This is a genomic window from Pseudoalteromonas luteoviolacea, from assembly GCF_018100925.1.
In the GTDB taxonomy this organism is placed as follows: domain Bacteria; phylum Pseudomonadota; class Gammaproteobacteria; order Enterobacterales; family Alteromonadaceae; genus Pseudoalteromonas; species Pseudoalteromonas obscura.
Genome location: NZ_JAGJEH010000008.1, coordinates 222,287 through 239,507, shown reverse-complemented (window position 1 = coordinate 239,507; position 17,221 = coordinate 222,287). Strand labels below are relative to the sequence as shown.

Genomic DNA, 17,221 nt, shown 5'->3' with positions numbered 1-17,221 from the left:
GCTCACCTTTTTTATGACTTAAAAGCGATACTGTAAATTAACAAAAAAGCGTCGTTCAGGTGTATTGTAGTAGTTTACAGAAACGACCTCTTGTTGTTCATTCGATACCAGACTAGATACCACCGCACCATATTCTTTATCAAACAAGTTCTCTATTCTCGCCGATAGTTTTAGTGCATCAGATAATTCGTAATTGGCCGCTAAATTAACCAATGTATATGAACTCAAGTTGAAAGCTTCCCCAGTAGGCGTAGATCTAGAGCTATCACGTTGACCTCGGAATTGAAGCTCAGTTACCACCTCAAGCTCATCCCATTGCTTTGCAAGCAACCAGTTGGCAGAGTGCTTAGCTATGCGAGGCAGCGGCTTGCCCTTCGACTCATCTTTGGCATTTACAAAAGCATAATTAAAGTTAGACTCTATACCGAACATCAACGTATTTAACACACTGACCTCGATACCTTGATGCAAAGCATTGTCAATATTGGCAGGTGCCCAATTGCCTTGAACGTTCGGTGCCCAAGCTATTTTGTTCGTATAATCGGTGCGATAAACTGCAAAATCAACTGTGGTATCAGCCAGTGACGCCTTCAAGCCAAGCTCAAAGTTATCTGACTCTTCAGGCAATAGCGCCGGGTTTCCTGAGCCGGGATAATACAAGTCATTAAAAGTTGGTGCTTTGTAGCCTGTATTGTGTGCAAACCTAAATGTTGCATCACGATGTACCTTGTATCCTAATGCTACGCTGTGTGTGACTTCACTGCCAAACTGATCATCGTCATCGTAACGTACTGTCGCTTCAACAAGCGCTTGGTTATATTCATATACTGATCCCACAAACACACCCAAAGTATCTCGTGTGCTTTGCTCATAAACTAACGTCGAAGCTGATACATCATCTTCTGATGCACTTACTCCGCCCAGAACAACTAGGTTTTCTTGTACATCGATATGCCCATCGTAGTTAAGTATGGTGCGCTTAGTGATCGTTTTCTGTCTCTTAGACTCGTCTACACTCACTGATTCATCTTGGGATTTTGTCACTGTAAACGCGTGTGAAGATTGACCAAACTGAGTCTCGAAGCCCAAACTCACCACTTGGTTATCGTATTCATCGAGATATGCAGTGTCGTTTTGTGCACCAAAAGGGTTATCGTAGAATGTGTCCCCTTCACTGCCTTGGAAAGCTGCAAATATCTTGCTGTCAGGTGCTATTTGATACTCGGCTTTAAGGCCTAAACTGGTATTGTCGTGGCCGTCTGAATCAGGCTGTGTTCCTTGCAAAACGTCAAAATTATCGGTTTCTTCATAGCCTAAATTAGCCAATATTGTCAGATCTTCATGGTTATAAGACGTCGCCACTTGTCCATTGCGGTAACTGTTACTGCCAACAGTGACATCAGCTGTGGTATGTTCAGCTCGACGAGTAATAATGTTGATCACACCTGCCATTGCGTCCGAACCATAAATCGCAGCGCGTGAGCCTTTTACGATTTCTACACGCTCAACACTTTGCAATGGAATTTTTTCAATCGACTTGTAACCCAATGTCGCTGAACCCACTCGGATACCATCAATCAACACTAAAGTATGATCTGAACTTCCGCCTCTCAATGCAATACTCGTCGTGTGACCAAAGCTACCGTTTGCATTAATTTGAATTCCAGCCTGCTGAGATAATATTGTTGCAAGGTCACGTGCGCCACTGCGCTCAATGTCAGCGCGGTCTATAACCGACACAGCTGCTAACACATCTTTTTGTGACTGTTCAATTTTATTTGCGGTTACTGTAATGCGTTCAATTTCTTGAGAAGCAGACGTGTGAAATGAAACCGCTGCGATTACAGCAGCGCTTAGCGCAGATATTTTTATCATGAAGATCCCCTACTTTGTGCCCACCGCACAAAGTTTCATCAAATAAGTCAAATTCAAGGCCGGTCTCCGGGCTCAACCATTTAAAATTAGTTTTACCGTTGCGGGGGCAGCGTTGGGTTTACCAAGTCCTATACTTGCGCACCAACTTCCCGATTATCCATTACATTTATGTTCCGTATATATTTTTTGGCACCTCGAAATTCCGCGCATATTGTCCGAGATTTAAGGGGGGATTGTCAATGGACGTCTAGAGTTCCAGTGCTATATTTAAACACCGAAACTCTCATAGCTTTAAGATTAATCTCTGAAGTTTTTAAACTGGAAAGGCTGACCAAGTTCAGCAGTACGGATCAGCTGCATGACTTCTTGTAGATCATCACGTTTTTTACCCGTTACGCGCACTTCTTCACCTTGAATAGCTGCTTGAACTTTTAACTTAGAGTCCTTGATAAGTTTGACTACTTTTTTCGCCATATCTTTATCAATACCTTGTTTCAAGGCTACTTTACGAGCAAAGGTTTTACCACTGCGCTCTACATCTTTCAACTCGAAGCTGCCAACATCTAAGCCCCGTTTTGCAGCTTTGCCAACCACCATGTCGAACAGTTGCATTACTTGTTGTTCAGATTCCGATTTTAATTGAATCACTTCATCTTTAAGCTCAATTGAAGCCTCAACACCACGAAAGTCATAGCGCGTTTCCAGTTCACGGTTTGCATTGTCAACGGTGTTTCTAGCTTCCGTCATTTCTATTTCAGATACGATATCAAAAGAAGGCATTGCTTTCTCCTCAAAACAAATTTACGGAGAATTATAACAACGCTCATACGCAATAATATATAGTTTTTTACTCACTGCTTACGCTCATTCTTTTTAGAAACGGTCAAGCACATATACTGCTGACTATTCATACGTTTACTATTAAGCCATTTTTAATATTTCAGTGTTATACTGATTCTTCATCACGTTGGAGTTGGAGTGCATGTGACAAGACAAGTATATCGAACACTGTTGCTGTTATTTTTGATAGTCATTACTTATCTGTTTGCAAAAGAAGTTAAAAATCATGTTGTTAGAATTGAACACCTAGACAAAGTGGTGCATTTTGGCGTGTTTTTCGCGCTGGCGTTTTTTTCCCACCACGCATTTAGATTCAAAATTTGGTTTCATATGACACTCTTAATCAGCTACGGTGCTGCAGTTGAATGGATGCAATCTACATTACCATATCGACAAGCATCACTCGGTGACTTTATTGCCGACGTGATGGGAGCCATCAGCTATTTTGTCGCCATCTGGCTATTTCGCAAATATAGGCTGCGCCGAGGCGAGCAATGAGTGATATTTACATTTTGGGGTGTGGTGCCGTCGGCTTACTGCTCGCCGAAAAGCTGTCACATCACCACTCGGTGACTTTAATCACTCGCACTGCTTCAAAGCAAGCATTCTTTTTTATCGATGGCAAGCAGCGTCGCCAATTAAATGTTAAAATGACTACGCTAGAGGACCTCAGTGGTAAAATCCACACATGCATTGTCCCAGTTAAAGCTTACCAATTGGCCTCGGCCATGGAAGCACTTTCCCCCCACCTAAGCCATGATGCCAATGTGATTTTGAGCCACAACGGGATGAGCGATCTCAATCACTTCAACAGCATTTTGCAACCGACCCAAGCTCTCTACTTCTTGAGTACGTCAATGGGAGGGATGAAACCTGATAATAATACCGTGATATTCAAAGGGCCTGGACTTACTCAGCTAGGGGCTTGCAATGCGCAAGCCAAGAACCAAATTACAGAGCTATACGATCGGTACTTTATGCAATACTTTGAGCCCATTGAGCTCACCAATGATATTGCAGAAGTCCGCTGGCAAAAGTTGTGTGTGAATATTGCAATTAACCCTTTGACAGCTTTGATGCAGTGCCCAAACGGTGCATTGCAAACCCCGGCCTACGCAACACAGGTGTTAAAACTACTCAATGAAGCCTGCTTTGTTGCTCAATGTGAGGGAGTGAAATTGCAACTCGCAACAGAATTAGCGCGCGCCTATAAAGTAATGGCGCTGACACAGCATAACACCTCATCTATGGCCCAAGATATCAAGTTAAAACGCCGAACTGAAATTGACGCAATATGTGGCTATATCGCCACCACAGCAAAAAAGTACGGATACCAAGCCACAGAGAATGAGACCTTGTGGCAACAGGTAAAAATAAAAGAGCAGGCTTAAGCCTGCTCTTTTATTATGGTCTATACACTTTTACTTTAGTAAAGCCGTTTTCGTGCAAAATCAAGGCTTGCAGCTGACTCATAACCCCTTTACTGCAATACAGGAAATAATCTTTATCCTGAGGCAGATCACCGAATTTGGTCGCGAGACGGAAAAACGGCAAGTGGATCACTTCAATGCCCTCTATCTCTAGCGGATCTGCATCTTCCTCTTCAGGTGAGCGAATGTCCACGACCACTGCATTTTCCGGCAGCTCCTGAACACTGTCAGCTTCTTTCACTTCTTCTTTTGCCTCGGCCTCAATATCGCGAATATCTTTAATAACCGCGTTGCCTACCACGGTATCCAATACGTCAAAGTCAAAGTTTGCCTCTTCCGCTTCGATTTTTTCCAGTACCGCTTTAACCGTTGGTTTTTTAGAAATAACGCCACAATATTCCGGCATCGCTTCAGCCATCTCACAGGTGCCAATTTCTCTCGCGATACGAATGATCTCTTCTTTATCATTTTGGATAAGTGGGCGTAATATCAAGGTGTCTGTAACCCGATCTATTACGCTTAAGTTGGCTAGAGTTTGGCTTGAAACTTGGCCGATACTCTCTCCTGTTACGAGTGCTTGAATACCCAGTTTTTGTGCCACTGCACTGCCCGCACGCATCATCATACGCTTGAGTACAACACCCATTTGGCTGTTTTCAACATTTTCTAGAATTTCAGCGACGACAGGCTCAAAATCGACAGTAATAAATTTCACTCTGTGGGTAGAGCTATACTGCTTCCAAAGATAGTGACTTACCTGCTTCACACCAATTTCGTGAGCGGCGCCACCTAAGTTAAAGAATAAGAAGTGTGTACGCGCGCCTTTGCGGATCATTTGATAAGTTGCCACACCAGAGTCAAATCCACCGGAAACAAGTGATAAAACATCTTCTTGGGTAGGCAGTGGAAATCCACCTAGGCCGCGATACTGAGCTCGCACAATGTAAGCAAACTGATCTTTAATCTCTATTTTCACGGTCGCTTGAGGTCTGGTCAATTTAACGCGAGCCGTTTCAATATTCTGATTCAAGCCACCACCGACATAACGCTCAACATCACTAGACGTAAAATCGTGCTTACCTTGGCGCTTTACACGCACACAAAACGTTTTGTGTTCTATCTGCTCACGCACTAATGGCAACGTATGTTGGTAAATATCGTCAAGCGTTTCAAAAGTGACTTCTTGGACCTCAAGAAACAAGGTGATCCCTGGTACCCGCTTTAAACCATCAATTAAAGCCAACCGAGTATTGTCATCACTTAACTGACTAACCACGGTGATATTATCCCAGTTATTTTTAACTGCGACTGCCTCATCAACACGACCGAGCAAGAGTTTAATGTTTTTCTCTAAAATCTTAGTGAAACGCTTACGCACTGACTTACTTTTGATGACAATTTCAGGGTGCAGCTTGACGATAAATTTAAGCATAAGAAGTTACTCGCTGGTGTGAAACTATAAACGTACAAAACGTTGAATCATTTTAAGGCGCGGGATTATAACAAACTTATTAAAGACTAGGAAATAAACAGACAGAATGGCAACTTGATTACAGTTGAAACATTAAGCTGCCAAGTAAATCAGCAGCTTGAATTGAAAAATGTATTTAAGCAATGCTTGGCAAACTGGTGTCCGCTTGCTCCTGATAGTAATCACGCAGCTGTGCAATCTTGTCGCTGCTCATCTGTGTGGCATAGGGTTTAAACAGCATCAATACTTTAACAATGCCGTTATAGATATCTTTTTGCTCTAATACACCTGTTAACCGTCGCGCTTTGACATAAGGAGTCCAAAAACTCACAACCATTTTTAACATGTGAGCCAATTCATCAACATCATAATCCTCAATATCAATGACACCAGCACTTCGCAGGCCGATAACAACCGCTTTTACTTGCTCAAACAACTGCGATTGAAACTCTATATAGTCTTTTTTTAGACCTTTATCACGCGCCAGAATATCCGTCAGGTTATCGTAGAAAAAATGATAGCGCCACATCAGTTCAAACAGTGAATCTAAGTATTGCGTCAATTGTTCCAACGGTTCATGGTCAATACTCAGCGGCTTGAAGTGAGTACTTAAATGCTCACTGTAAAGAGAAAAGATATGTCTAATAATATCTTCTTTATTTTTAAAGTGATAATACAAATTACCGGGGCTTATGCCCATATTAGAGGCAATATGATTGGTAGTTATCGCTCGTTCACCATGCAGGTTAAACAAGGCTATGCTCGTACGAATTATTTTTTCCTTGGTATTCATATCCGACTCTCTTTACACGCTTAATTATACTAACGGCTTAGCGGCCACTTGGTTAATTGAAAATAGCACTAAACATATACAAGGTTAAATGAGCAAATTTGAAAGCAGACCAGTGAATTTGCTTGAGAAGCTTGCTAACATAGCAAAAATTTTTAGTGTTACAATAATCCCATGAAAGTCATAGCCCTCTACCCTGGTACATTTGACCCTTTAACTAATGGACACGCTGATCTTATCAAACGCGCCGCAAACATGTTTGATACAGTTATACTCGCTATCGCCCATAACCCAACAAAAAAACCTTGTTTTACATTGGAAGAACGGGTTGATCTAGCACAACAGGTACTTGGCGATATACCCAATGTCAGAGTGATTGGCTTTTCGGGTTTACTTGTGGACTTAGCTAAAGCACAAAATGCGAACGTCTTGATCAGGGGGATCCGTGCAGTGTCAGACTTTGACTACGAGTTTCAGCTTGCCAATATGAATCGCAGGTTATACCCACAGCTAGAGAGCGTGTTTCTTACCCCTTCAGAGCGAAACTCTTTTATTTCATCAACGCTAGTCAAAGAAGTGGCACTTCACCACGGTGATGTCAGTGAATTTGTAGACCCAATTGTCGCTAGAGCACTTATGGAGAAATTACATCAATGAAATTAAGGTACCTCAGTGCTATTAGTTTATGCACGTTGTCACTAAATAGCCACGCAGGCCCTTGGATATCAGCTGAAGACAGCGCCCTTAAACACTCAATAGACTTGCTCGTTAGCCATGGTCTAATCAATCGTCCAGTCAATCAATATCCGTTGTTATGGCAAGGCATTGCACATGACCTAAAACAAATCGATTCAGCTACTCTTAGCACAGAAAATGCCTTTGCAGTTTCTCATCTTCGCCACGCACTTCAACACGCTAAAAATAAAGCACACTCTGGCGTAAAGATGCATTTCCGAGAAAAGCCAAACACTGACACTGGTATGGGCGAAAACAGCAGAGAAAAGTCTGGCGTCACTACTTTTGGAGAAATTACCAGCAATAATGTCAGTGCACGAGTGCAGGTAAATTACGCTGACGAGTCACTTGATGGAAAGCATGTCAATCACCATGGTAGCCACCTTGCAGTGCTTCTTGGTGACTGGTCTTTAAGTGCTGAGCGATTAGATTATTGGTGGGGCCCAGGCAATGAAACAGCCTTGCTGCTGTCAAACAACGCACCGCCAATGAAGGCGGTACGCTTAAGTAGAGCAAACACCAATTATAGTGGACCACAATTTCTATCCTTTATCGGACCTTGGCAAATCACTGCCATTGCAGCAAAACACAAGCCAGCCGACAAAGAGGGCGACTTTTGGGGCGCGCGCTTTTCTGCGACTCCCATAAAGGGCCTTGAGCTGGGCTTTGCAACAACCGGCAGTGATTTTTTGTTTACTCACTTGGATACCAGCTCTGAGCTTAAAAAGCAGCGAATCACCAGCGTTGACTTCAAGTACTCTTCAGTTCTTGGCGGGCAACCTTTTGCAATTTACGGTGAATACAGTGGGAACAATGACAATGGCGTTTTGCCAGATGAGGCACTGTTTAGTGCTGGTATAGAAAGTTTTTGGTCCAAAGAAGATTACCGTATCAAAGGCTATGTCGAATACAGTGATACCACCACAGATTGTTTAGCTCAATCGGCGAGCTTTCAATGTAACTTTCAACAATTGGGCAAAGGCTCAGACTACAAAGAATATGATCTTTGGCTTGGCGCTGCCATCGGCCCTCAAGCTAAAAGTTTGACTGTGGCGTTTGATTACTTTCAAATTGAAGGCGCTGGCGGCTACGGTAAAATCAAGCTTACTGACTTCGAAGCAATTAACACCGAACGGTCACTGGTCGAGTTTGGCTTTCAACACGCTTTAGCACAAGGGTTATTTAAGGCAAGTATCACTATGTGGGAGGATAAAACAGACCAACAGAGCGATACGCATCATGCGCTCGGATTAAGCTGGGAGTTTCAGTACTAACAATGACAATAGGCTGCTATGACGCTCAAGGATAGCAGCCTCTTCTTTACGATGAGGTTTTAATGTTAAACACTCTGCGAGAAATCAGCTGTAAGCCCAGAAAATCTCTATTGAGGATCAGCGCCCCCACCATCACCAAGTCGACGATATTGACCATAGATGAATAAAAATACCAAAGTGCCCAAGGCTCGTCGGTACCAAGCAAATGGGAATCAATAAACATCGCAAGAAATAACATTGCGTTAATGGTTAAACCGAGAGAGCAATAAATGTAGCATGGCTGCCTTGGATCATACTTGTAAAAGAAATGCCTAGACATTATGACAATAGCCAGCGTAACTATGTCATAGACAAAGTAGATCGCAAAATCGATCGACTCAAAGTTAACAGACGTCGTTAAATCGCTGAGACTGTATGATGCAGCAAGAATGGACGCACATGCCAAAGCCTGCACATTTTTATTAACAGCCAGTATGTAAAAAGATACATGGAGTAAACTGGCCATAAAAAAGCCCCAAATTACGAGGGCTCCTATACTTAATCCGAAGTAATCAAATGCCATTATCTACGATGATAGTTGGAAAGCGCTTTTTGGGATAATTACCACTAGCACGTCCACCAGATATTGCCTTCAAGCTTGCTAAAGATTTAATCACATTAACAGAAAGCGTCTTTGTTTTACCAGCACTTTTCGATGAATCAAGATTTTTGATATTTAAATTAGCCATTGTTTTCCCTTTAATAAATATATTCATTTCGGCTTACACAATAATTTTCACAGCCAAAACTATTTGCAGCTATAAATAAGCAACAACCAAGCCAAAACCCTCAAAATAAACACAAATATTTTACCAAAAAGACCAAACGATTAACAATTGCACAATTTAAATTTTTTGCTCTGTCATTGCACTCAAGCTTGTCTACTATTGCTTTTTGTCATTTTCACGAGACCCCGTATTGTAGATGCCAATTTATAACCCGATATAAAGTATCAAGTTATAAAAGTTTCACTACCCAAATATATGAAAAAAAGCTCGATGCAAAGATGAAGGTTACCTATTGAATTAGCGCAATGCTCTTACACCTCTCGCCACTTTTTAAATAAAAATAAATTGGGTTAAGATCTTAATAATTTTTAATAATGAAATAATTTAAATATATCAATAATGATATTTAGGTTATGAAAGGTACATTCTGAGAGATGAGTGAGGCAGTCACCTAACCTCACTACAATAGAAGATTTTGAAAAGTTTAGCCTTGCGACTTGAACTGCTCGATCGCAGTGCGGACTTGAGGCAATGATGTGCCGCCTAGCGCCTGCCTAGCGGCAATACAGGCGGCAATTTCTAGCCGTGGATATACATCATCATCAATTTGCGGGCAAACTGATTGAAACTCAGCAATTGAAAGTTCCTCTAGACACTTCTGTTGCGCAATTGCGACTTGTACTAGCTGGCCGACAATATGGTGTCCCTCTCGAAATGGGATCCCTTTGGCTACCAAGTAGTCAGCAAGTTCGGTGGCATTTGCATGTCCACCCTGTGCAGCTTTAAGCGTGGTATCAGCATTCACTTTTACACCGCGAATACATGACTCAGCCATATGGATACAAGCAATCCATGTGGGCAGTGCATCAAACAATCCTTCTTTGTCTTCTTGCATATCTTTGTTATATGCCAAAGGCAGCGCTTTCAAAGTCATCATCATCGCGCTGAATGCACCAAACACACGGCCAGTCTTACCTCGGATCAACTCCAAGGCATCTGGGTTTTTCTTCTGTGGCATTAAAGAAGAACCAGACGTGACGTTGTCCGCCAGCTCTATAAACCCAGACTCACCACTGTTGTAAAAAATCATATCCTCAGCCAGACGAGATAAATGCATCATAGATATTGACGCGCAACTTAATAGCTCTACTACAAAATCTCTATCCGATACAGCATCTAAGCTGTTTCGAGTAGCGCGCTGAAAACCAAGCTGCTGTGCCAGCTCCTCCCTGTCTATAGGGTAAGCGGTGCCTGCAAGTGCGCCAGACCCCAAAGGACACTCGTTTAAGCGATCAATGGCATCACTCAACCGCGAAATGTCTCTGCTCAACATTTCTACGTATGCCATACACCAATGGCTAAACAACACAGGCTGTGCTCGCTGCAAATGTGTGTAACCAGGTAAAATAGTGCCAAGCTCTCGCTGCGCTAACTCTACCAATGCACCTTGAAGTGACTGTAGCGCAGTTACGATCTGCTCAGCAGTTTGACGAGACCACAGGCGAAAATCGGTTGCGACTTGATCATTGCGACTGCGACCCGTATGTAGCTTTTTGCCAAGCTCTCCCACCTTTTCAATGAGTTTTGCTTCAACAAAAGAGTGAATGTCTTCAAAGCCACTACTTGCAATCGAAGCCATGTTTTCTAAAGACTCATCCAATAGTGCATTTAGCCCTGCGACCAATTGCTCATACTCATCACTGGACAAAACTTCTACTTGTTTTAAAGCACCCGCCCAAGCAATTGAGCCGACGATATCTTGCTCAACCAACTGATAATCAAACGGCAATGAATCATTAAATTGCTTAAAAGCTTGATCAGGCCCTGTTGAAAAGCGCCCACCCCATAATGCCATAATATTTAACTCCTCGTGCGCGAATTAGGACTGACTTTGCTTATTCAATGCCGCAATCCGGCTTGAAAGTGAAAACAGACGAATAAAACCTTCCGCATGTGATTGATCATAAACATCATCTTCACCAAAGGTTGCAAAATCTTCGCTATACAAGCTATTGATCGACTGCTTCTGTACAGCAACTACTTGCCCTTTATACAGCTTCAATACCACTTCGCCAGTTGCGCATTCAGCCAAGGCTTTCGCCGCTGCCAAAATAGAATCTTTTAGTGGCGTAAACCAACGGCCATCGTAAACAAGATGAGAAAACTCACTGGCATAAGTCTCTTTCCATTTACGGCTCGATTTATCTAGCACCAATTCATCAATCGCTTGCAGTGCAGCCATAATCACTGTGCCTCCCGGAGTTTCATAGCAGCCACGAGACTTCATTCCTACAAGCCGGTTTTCAACAATATCCACCCGGCCAACACCATGCTTTGCCGCAATTTTATTCAACGCCACCAGGCATTGATAGGGGCTGTATTTCTCGCCGTTAATTGCCACAACTTGTCCCTGCTCAACCAAAACAGACACAAACTCTGGCGAGTCTGGCGCTTGCTCAGGAGAAGATGTCCACGTCCAAACCTGATCACTTGGTTGATTCCAAGGATCTTCAAGCTCTCCGCCTTCGTGAGAAATATGCCAAATATTAGCATCACGGCTGTAGATTTTAGTTGCCGAAGCTGTACACGGAATATCCCTTTGTGCAAGGTAGTCGAGTAATGACTCACGACTTGATAGGCTCCATTCACGCCAAGGCGCGATTACTTTCAGATCCGGTGCCAACGCCGCAAAGCATGACTCAAATCGTACTTGGTCATTCCCTTTTCCCGTGCACCCATGCGACAAGGCATCTGCACCGACTTTGCGCGCAACCTCAACCTGTGCTTTTGCAATAATGGGACGTGCCATCGAAGTTCCCAACAGGTACGTGCCTTCATAGATCGCACCAGTTTGTAGCGTTGGATAAATGTAATCACTTACCAACTCTTCTTTTAAATCAACGATATGACATTCACTGGCCCCCGAAGCTATGGCTTTTTCCTCTACACCGGCAAGCTCTTCTTCACCTTGACCGACGTCGGCGACGAAGGCGACCACTTCGCAGCCGTAGTTTTCTTTTAACCAGGGCACGATTGCAGACGTATCCAAACCGCCAGAATACGCCAGTACGACCTTCTTTACTTCACTCATTTTCATTACCTTTCTAATATTGTTTGTTTAACAAAGTCACCAGTAGCGCATTCTGGGCGTGCATCCGGTTCTCAGCTTGTTGAATAATTTTTGCGTTTTTGCCATCCATAACCTCGGAGGTAATTTCATACTCTCTATGTGCAGGTTGGCAATGCAACACAGTTTGTGCACCTGTCTGTTCTAGCAGCTGTGTATTAATTTGGTATGGCATAAATGTATCTTTTGCTTGTTCAAGAGATACATTACTCCCCATCGAAACCCAAGTATCCGTGTACAACACATTGGCGCCTGCTGCCGCTTCCACTCGGTCGCTGATCAAAATACTCGCTCCGTTAACAGCAGCCATTTGCTCGGCCTGTTTAACGATTTGTGCATCCGGGGAGTGGCCTTTAGGACATACCGCAACAAAATCTGTTCCTAAGTTTGCGGCCAATAACATTAAGGAGTGTGTCACATTGTTGCCCTCTCCCAAATACGCTAGCTTAAGGCCACTGACGTCTCCATATACTTCTTGCAACGTCATAAAATCTGCTAAAGCCTGACATGGGTGATAAAGGTCGCACAAACTGTTTACCACAGGTACCTCCGCATATTCAGCCAAGGTTGAGAGCGTGCTGTGTTGATTTACGCGAGCGACAATACCGTCGGCCCACGTCGAAATGTTCAATGCAAAATCTTTGACGGACTCACGGCTTCCCATCGCTCCATTTTGCTGATCTAAGTAAACGGCATGACCACCCAGCTTATTAATGCCAATATCAAATGATAAGCGAGTTCGTAGGCTTGGCTTCTCAAACAAAGTAACAATGGATTGACCTGCCAATGCCTGCGCAAAGTCCTGCGGTTGTGCTTTTATTTGATGGGCAAGATTAAGAAGGTTTAAAAGCTTACTTTTATCGAGTTCTAAGCCCGTAATGAATGACTGATTCATGTTTTATCCTAAGGTAAAATTTGTGTTCCGACATGCTCACCTTGTAATAAGGCGATTAAGTTTTCTGGCTTTTGCCAGCTTGAGATATAAACGCCACGTCGTAAGTGTTGGGCAGCGTGAAGACTGGTCTTAACTTTGACCTCCATCCCGCCCACAATAACCTTCTGTTGGATCAGTTCATTTATTTGCTCAGCATTTAACGAGTGCAAAGGTTGTTTTTGTGCATCTAAAACCGCTTCGACATCGGTCATAAAAACCAACTCTGCGCCAATCGTTTGAGCGATTTCGGCAGCGGCTTCATCTGCGTTTATGTTGTAAAGTCCACCGTCTTGGCCAATCCCTACAGAGCTAACTAGAGGGGTCCGGCCTAATGCCAAAAGGCTATCTAGCAAGCCAAGCCCTTCCTTAGCGACACAGGTACCAACCTGACCTAAAGCTTTAAGTTTTTGTTTGGCTAAAAATCCGGCTTCGTATAAACATGTTCCAACCGGCTGTAAGCCAGCAACAATGGCCTGAGACATCAACTGTTTATTTGCACACCCGGCCAATGCCCCAACAATGTATGGCAGCTGCTCTTTAGGGCTGATCCGCAGTCCTTGGTGTTTTGCTGTAGCAAAACCCGCATCTTCTAGCCAGCGGTCGACTAAAGCTCCTCCTCCGTGAACAACTACAAATTGCTTGTCTTGCTCTTGACTCAATTCACACAGTACTTGGAATAGAGATAGCGCGGCTTGCTCTGTATTTAACACCGCGCCACCAACTTTAATAACCCAGGTTTTCTTAGCTAATTCATTCATCCTTTTAACCCCAAAGTCGGTGTAAACTCACTGGCAATATTCATACATTGAAGTGCCTGGCCTGCAGCCCCCTTAAGAAGGTTGTCAATTGCCACAACCACAATCAACTGTTGATCTTGCTGCTGCCAGCCAATGTCAACATAAGGCGAGTTTGCAACACCTTTAATAGATGGCAGTTTGTCTCCTTTGAGTCTGATCAAAGGCTCATCCGCAACACACTGGTAAGCGGCTTCGACGTCGTGTGGCGTGGTACCCTCTTTTAACTGAACATAAATAGTTTCGAGGATCCCCCTTGAAAAATTGCCTAAATGGGGGGTAAATAAAACTGGGTGCCCCAAATACTGCGAAATTTCAGGGCCGTGCCGATGATTGAATAATCCATAGGGCGAGAGAGACACTTCGCAAAAATGCGTGGTCAAGGATGCCTTTCTTCCTGCCCCAGTTACACCTGAAACTGCATTGATGATAATTTGCGAATCAGTTAATAAACCAGCATTTTTGAGTGGTTTTAGTGCGTTCAGCGCCGCGGTAGGATAACATCCTGCTACGGCAATCAGCTGTGCATCTTTAATCGCATGCGTGTTCCATTCAGCCAAACCATATTGAGCTTCATCTAGTAAGGGTTGATGTGGGTGCTCAAAGCCATAAAACTGTTGGTATTGGGACGCATCCGCTAAACGAAACCCTCCCGATAAATCAAAAACTTTAAGGCCTAGGTCGAGCAGTTTGGGAGCAAGAGAAACACTCACCTTGTGGTCAGTGCACAAACACACATACTCAGATTGTGCCGCAATCTGCACAAAAGCTTGTTCTGTCAATGGAGCCAATTCTATATTCAATAGTCCAGTATGCTCTGGATAAAGGTCGCTGAGCAATTTACCTTTGTCTAAGCTTTGCTCTGAAACATAGCAGCCAATCAAATTAAATTCAGGATGATTTGCTAGTAATTTGGCTAATTCTGCACCACTATATCCACTGGCGCCGATAATAGAAACATTTAACATCGATAACTCTTTTGTAGTTGATTGATTGGGGAGTCAAACTTGCTATAGATGAAATGTTCTTCGCATCGCCCACCCCTAAGATAATTATTCTTTAAAAATGAATTGATATTCATACTAAACACATATAAATTTTTATGCAACATCTTTGAATAAATATTTTGGAGTATTATGTCTTTGCCCAATTTTCTCGATATGTATAAAAAGCTGATCGCCAATCCATCGGTTAGTGCCATCGATAGGTCTTTAGATCTCAGCAATAAAGCCGTTATAGACGAGCTAGCCAACTGGTGCCGTGAACTGGACTTTGAGGTGGAGATCACGGAATTAACCCATTCTCCCGGCAAATTCAATTTGCTAGCAAGGCGAGAGCCGCTAGATAAAAATTTAACTGAAGGCGGTTTGATGCTGGCAGGCCACACCGACACAGTACCTTTCGATGATACTCGATGGAACTCAGACCCTTTTGAATTAACAGAAAAAGATAACAAGCTATTTGGCCTTGGAAGTATTGATATGAAGGGGTTTTTCGCATTTGTACTTAATGCTATTCGCCAGCTAGAGCACAGCCAACAAAGCACCCCATTGATGATCCTTGCCACAGCAGATGAAGAAACCACAATGGCGGGCGCCCAACAAGTTGCACAGCACGCTTCTCTAAAACCGAAGTATTGCGTCATCGGAGAACCAACCGATATGGTGCCGGTATTTACACACAAAGGACATATGAGCAGTGCAATCCGCATTACCGGGCGATCTGGCCATAGCTCAGATCCAGAAAGAGGATTGAATGCCATTGAAATTATGCAGCAAGTGATTACACAAGTGTTGCAATTAAAAGAAGAATTAAAGAATAAATATTCAGTTGAGCATTTTGCTGTACCACACCCAACTCTAAACCTAGGCCACATCCATGGTGGGGACAACGCCAATCGAATTTGTGGCTGCTGTGAATTGCACATTGACATTCGCCCGCTGCCTGGACTCAGTATTGTTGAATTAGAGCAGATGTTACTTACAGCGCTCAAACCCATTAACGAACAATATCCGGGCAGCGTAGATGTCATTGATCTTCATGATCCAATTCCCGCATTTAGCGGTAGAACGGACTCGGGACTAGTAAAACTAGCAGAGAAGCTCTCAAAACAAAAAGCTATTGCTGTCAATTACTGTACGGAAGCGCCCTTTTTGCAGCAACTGGGATGTGAAACTATAGTGATGGGCCCCGGCTCCATTGCTCAAGCTCACCAGCCTGACGAGCATTTAGCAATGGACAAGATCAAACCGAGCCAAGAGATCATTTTGAATTTGATCCAAACATGTTGCTTCAATAAAGAAGAAGCCAGCTAGTAGCTGGCTTTTTCTTATTTTAACGTTACTTTACGCTCATTGTAGTAATCGATAAGGTCATCTATTGCCTGCTGACAATACTCTTTGATACCAGAAACTAGCATGTGCTTTTCACCAAAGCCGACTTTCTCGCCATTGCTTAGTAGTTCAAAACGTAAAATGATTTTCCCTCGCTTACCTTCATAGCTAAACTCAGGATCAGCTGCTTCTAGTGTCACTTCTTCAATATCTAGTGTATCTAAGTGGATCGACATAGACTCATAGATAACCATAGGACGTGCCGGGTTTATCATTACCTCTTGTTGACCCATTAAAGGAATGATGACATGTGGGAATGCCTTACCAGAAAAAGCTACATAGTTCTTGATTAAACTCTCGACCAATTGAGCACATTGTTTATTTTGGCCTGAACGCTTCACGGAAAGCATGGTTTTTTCATTAGAAATAATATCAAACGCATCACTGCCCTCAGGAAACTCTAACTCAGAGGTTTCGTCTACCATTCCGGCAAATGTAAAGTGCATATTTTCACTCACACCGTACTTATCAAGTACCAATGAAAATAGTAAATCACCAGGAACACAGAACTTTTTTGCGTCTATATCGTGCAAAGGGTTAAAGTCATCTGCCACTTGCTTGGCAAATTGGCTACCTTGTTCACGGCTGATCACGAGTTTATTGGTTTCTTGTTGATAGTAAGGTGTAAGCATAGTTAACTTCTTTCTTGCATGAAAATCGCGCTATATTAGCAGAAAATAAGCACAGAGAGGTCATATCACTGGATAATATACATTAACTTTCAACCCAAACCTTGCAGAAATGGTACTGCACCTGATTCGAGTTGACCCGTGAATTGACCGCAAAGTGCA

Annotated in this window: 16 protein-coding genes, 1 pseudogene and 1 riboswitch; of the genes and pseudogenes, 5 read left to right on the top strand and 12 right to left on the bottom strand. The window is 43.1% G+C overall.

Annotated features, from left to right (window positions below; translation table 11 throughout):
* Positions 1-18: 18 nt before the first annotated feature.
* Positions 19-1,875, bottom strand: coding sequence for a TonB-dependent receptor domain-containing protein (locus tag J8M00_RS18435; RefSeq protein WP_211011985.1), 1,857 nt, complete (start codon positions 1,873-1,875; stop codon positions 19-21).
* Positions 1,876-1,915: 40 nt separating this feature from the next.
* Positions 1,916-2,087: riboswitch (cobalamin riboswitch) on the bottom strand.
* 85 nt (positions 2,088-2,172) lie between these two features.
* A complete protein-coding gene (locus J8M00_RS18430; RefSeq protein WP_211011984.1) occupies positions 2,173-2,655 on the bottom strand; it encodes a YajQ family cyclic di-GMP-binding protein in 483 nt (160 codons plus the stop codon).
* A gap of 204 nt (positions 2,656-2,859) precedes the next feature.
* On the opposite strand from J8M00_RS18430, the gene J8M00_RS18425 reads away from it, so the two are divergent.
* A complete protein-coding gene (locus tag J8M00_RS18425) occupies positions 2,860-3,213 on the top strand; it encodes a VanZ family protein (protein ID WP_211011983.1) in 354 nt (117 codons plus the stop codon).
* The gene (locus J8M00_RS18420; protein WP_211011982.1) at positions 3,210-4,106 is read left to right on the top strand and encodes a ketopantoate reductase family protein; all 897 of its coding nucleotides are present in this window, start codon (positions 3,210-3,212) and stop codon (positions 4,104-4,106) included. Before J8M00_RS18425 ends, J8M00_RS18420 begins: the two co-directional genes overlap by 4 nt.
* 13 nt (positions 4,107-4,119) lie before the next feature.
* On the opposite strand, the gene thiI is transcribed toward J8M00_RS18420, so the two are convergent.
* Together thiI and J8M00_RS18410 are read right to left on the bottom strand one after the other, a co-directional pair.
* Complete coding sequence (gene thiI, locus J8M00_RS18415) at positions 4,120-5,577, bottom strand: tRNA uracil 4-sulfurtransferase ThiI (RefSeq protein ID WP_211011981.1); 1,458 nt, start codon at positions 5,575-5,577, stop codon at positions 4,120-4,122.
* A 175-nt stretch (positions 5,578-5,752) separates the two neighbouring features.
* A complete protein-coding gene (locus J8M00_RS18410) occupies positions 5,753-6,409 on the bottom strand; it encodes a TetR/AcrR family transcriptional regulator (protein WP_023397407.1) in 657 nt (218 codons plus the stop codon).
* 171 nt (positions 6,410-6,580) lie between these two features.
* On the opposite strand from J8M00_RS18410, the gene coaD reads away from it, so the two are divergent.
* Positions 6,581-7,063: a pantetheine-phosphate adenylyltransferase gene (gene coaD, locus J8M00_RS18405; protein WP_211011980.1), complete on the top strand. Its 483-nt coding sequence runs from the start codon at positions 6,581-6,583 to the stop codon at positions 7,061-7,063.
* The gene (locus J8M00_RS18400) at positions 7,060-8,415 is read left to right on the top strand and encodes a capsule assembly Wzi family protein (RefSeq protein WP_211011979.1); all 1,356 of its coding nucleotides are present in this window, start codon (positions 7,060-7,062) and stop codon (positions 8,413-8,415) included. Before coaD ends, J8M00_RS18400 begins: the two co-directional genes overlap by 4 nt.
* A gap of 46 nt (positions 8,416-8,461) precedes the next feature.
* On the opposite strand, the gene J8M00_RS18395 is transcribed toward J8M00_RS18400, so the two are convergent.
* The 7 genes and pseudogenes from J8M00_RS18395 to argC all read right to left on the bottom strand — a co-directional run bounded on the left by J8M00_RS18395 (position 8,462) and on the right by argC (position 15,005).
* Positions 8,462-8,920, bottom strand: a complete 459-nt coding sequence (locus J8M00_RS18395; RefSeq protein WP_211011978.1) for a hypothetical protein — start codon at positions 8,918-8,920, stop codon at positions 8,462-8,464.
* Between the two features lie 46 nt (positions 8,921-8,966).
* The gene (locus tag J8M00_RS18390) at positions 8,967-9,143 is read right to left on the bottom strand and encodes a hypothetical protein (RefSeq protein WP_211011977.1); all 177 of its coding nucleotides are present in this window, start codon (positions 9,141-9,143) and stop codon (positions 8,967-8,969) included.
* Positions 9,144-9,672: 529 nt separating this feature from the next.
* A pseudogene (gene argH, locus J8M00_RS18385) lies at positions 9,673-11,037 on the bottom strand (argininosuccinate lyase); the annotation flags it as partial.
* A 24-nt stretch (positions 11,038-11,061) separates the two neighbouring features.
* Complete coding sequence (locus J8M00_RS18380; RefSeq protein ID WP_211011975.1) at positions 11,062-12,273, bottom strand: argininosuccinate synthase; 1,212 nt, start codon at positions 12,271-12,273, stop codon at positions 11,062-11,064.
* A 13-nt stretch (positions 12,274-12,286) separates the two neighbouring features.
* Positions 12,287-13,204, bottom strand: a complete 918-nt coding sequence (locus J8M00_RS18375; protein ID WP_211011974.1) for an ornithine carbamoyltransferase — start codon at positions 13,202-13,204, stop codon at positions 12,287-12,289.
* A gap of 8 nt (positions 13,205-13,212) precedes the next feature.
* Positions 13,213-14,001, bottom strand: coding sequence for an acetylglutamate kinase (gene argB, locus J8M00_RS18370; RefSeq protein WP_211011973.1), 789 nt, complete (start codon positions 13,999-14,001; stop codon positions 13,213-13,215).
* Entirely contained in the window at positions 13,998-15,005 is a 1,008-nt protein-coding gene (gene argC / locus J8M00_RS18365; RefSeq protein WP_211011972.1) for an N-acetyl-gamma-glutamyl-phosphate reductase, read from the bottom strand. Before argC ends, argB begins: the two co-directional genes overlap by 4 nt.
* A gap of 168 nt (positions 15,006-15,173) precedes the next feature.
* On the opposite strand from argC, the gene argE reads away from it, so the two are divergent.
* The gene (gene argE, locus J8M00_RS18360) at positions 15,174-16,352 is read left to right on the top strand and encodes an acetylornithine deacetylase (protein ID WP_211011971.1); all 1,179 of its coding nucleotides are present in this window, start codon (positions 15,174-15,176) and stop codon (positions 16,350-16,352) included.
* A 14-nt stretch (positions 16,353-16,366) separates the two neighbouring features.
* On the opposite strand, the gene J8M00_RS18355 is transcribed toward argE, so the two are convergent.
* Complete coding sequence (locus tag J8M00_RS18355; protein ID WP_211011970.1) at positions 16,367-17,062, bottom strand: DUF3581 family protein; 696 nt, start codon at positions 17,060-17,062, stop codon at positions 16,367-16,369.
* Between the last annotated feature and the right edge of the window lie 159 nt (positions 17,063-17,221).

Excerpts from the sequence above, each read along its gene's own strand:
- J8M00_RS18420 (WP_211011982.1), top strand. The coding sequence starts at position 3,210 with ATGAGTGATATTTACATTTTGGGGTGTGGTGCCGTCGGCTTACTGCTC.
- argB (WP_211011973.1), bottom strand. The coding sequence starts at position 14,001 with ATGAATGAATTAGCTAAGAAAACCTGGGTTATTAAAGTTGGTGGCGCG.
- argC (WP_211011972.1), bottom strand. The coding sequence starts at position 15,005 with ATGTTAAATGTTTCTATTATCGGCGCCAGTGGATATAGTGGTGCAGAA.
- J8M00_RS18375 (WP_211011974.1), bottom strand. The coding sequence starts at position 13,204 with ATGAATCAGTCATTCATTACGGGCTTAGAACTCGATAAAAGTAAGCTT.
- J8M00_RS18400 (WP_211011979.1), top strand. The coding sequence starts at position 7,060 with ATGAAATTAAGGTACCTCAGTGCTATTAGTTTATGCACGTTGTCACTA.
- thiI (WP_211011981.1), bottom strand. The coding sequence starts at position 5,577 with ATGCTTAAATTTATCGTCAAGCTGCACCCTGAAATTGTCATCAAAAGT.
- J8M00_RS18380 (WP_211011975.1), bottom strand. The coding sequence starts at position 12,273 with ATGAGTGAAGTAAAGAAGGTCGTACTGGCGTATTCTGGCGGTTTGGAT.
- argE (WP_211011971.1), top strand. The coding sequence starts at position 15,174 with ATGTCTTTGCCCAATTTTCTCGATATGTATAAAAAGCTGATCGCCAAT.
- J8M00_RS18355 (WP_211011970.1), bottom strand. The coding sequence starts at position 17,062 with ATGCTTACACCTTACTATCAACAAGAAACCAATAAACTCGTGATCAGC.
- coaD (WP_211011980.1), top strand. The coding sequence starts at position 6,581 with ATGAAAGTCATAGCCCTCTACCCTGGTACATTTGACCCTTTAACTAAT.
- J8M00_RS18430 (WP_211011984.1), bottom strand. The coding sequence starts at position 2,655 with ATGCCTTCTTTTGATATCGTATCTGAAATAGAAATGACGGAAGCTAGA.
- J8M00_RS18395 (WP_211011978.1), bottom strand. The coding sequence starts at position 8,920 with ATGGCCAGTTTACTCCATGTATCTTTTTACATACTGGCTGTTAATAAA.
- J8M00_RS18435 (WP_211011985.1), bottom strand. The coding sequence starts at position 1,875 with ATGATAAAAATATCTGCGCTAAGCGCTGCTGTAATCGCAGCGGTTTCA.
- J8M00_RS18390 (WP_211011977.1), bottom strand. The coding sequence starts at position 9,143 with ATGGCTAATTTAAATATCAAAAATCTTGATTCATCGAAAAGTGCTGGT.
- J8M00_RS18410 (WP_023397407.1), bottom strand. The coding sequence starts at position 6,409 with ATGAATACCAAGGAAAAAATAATTCGTACGAGCATAGCCTTGTTTAAC.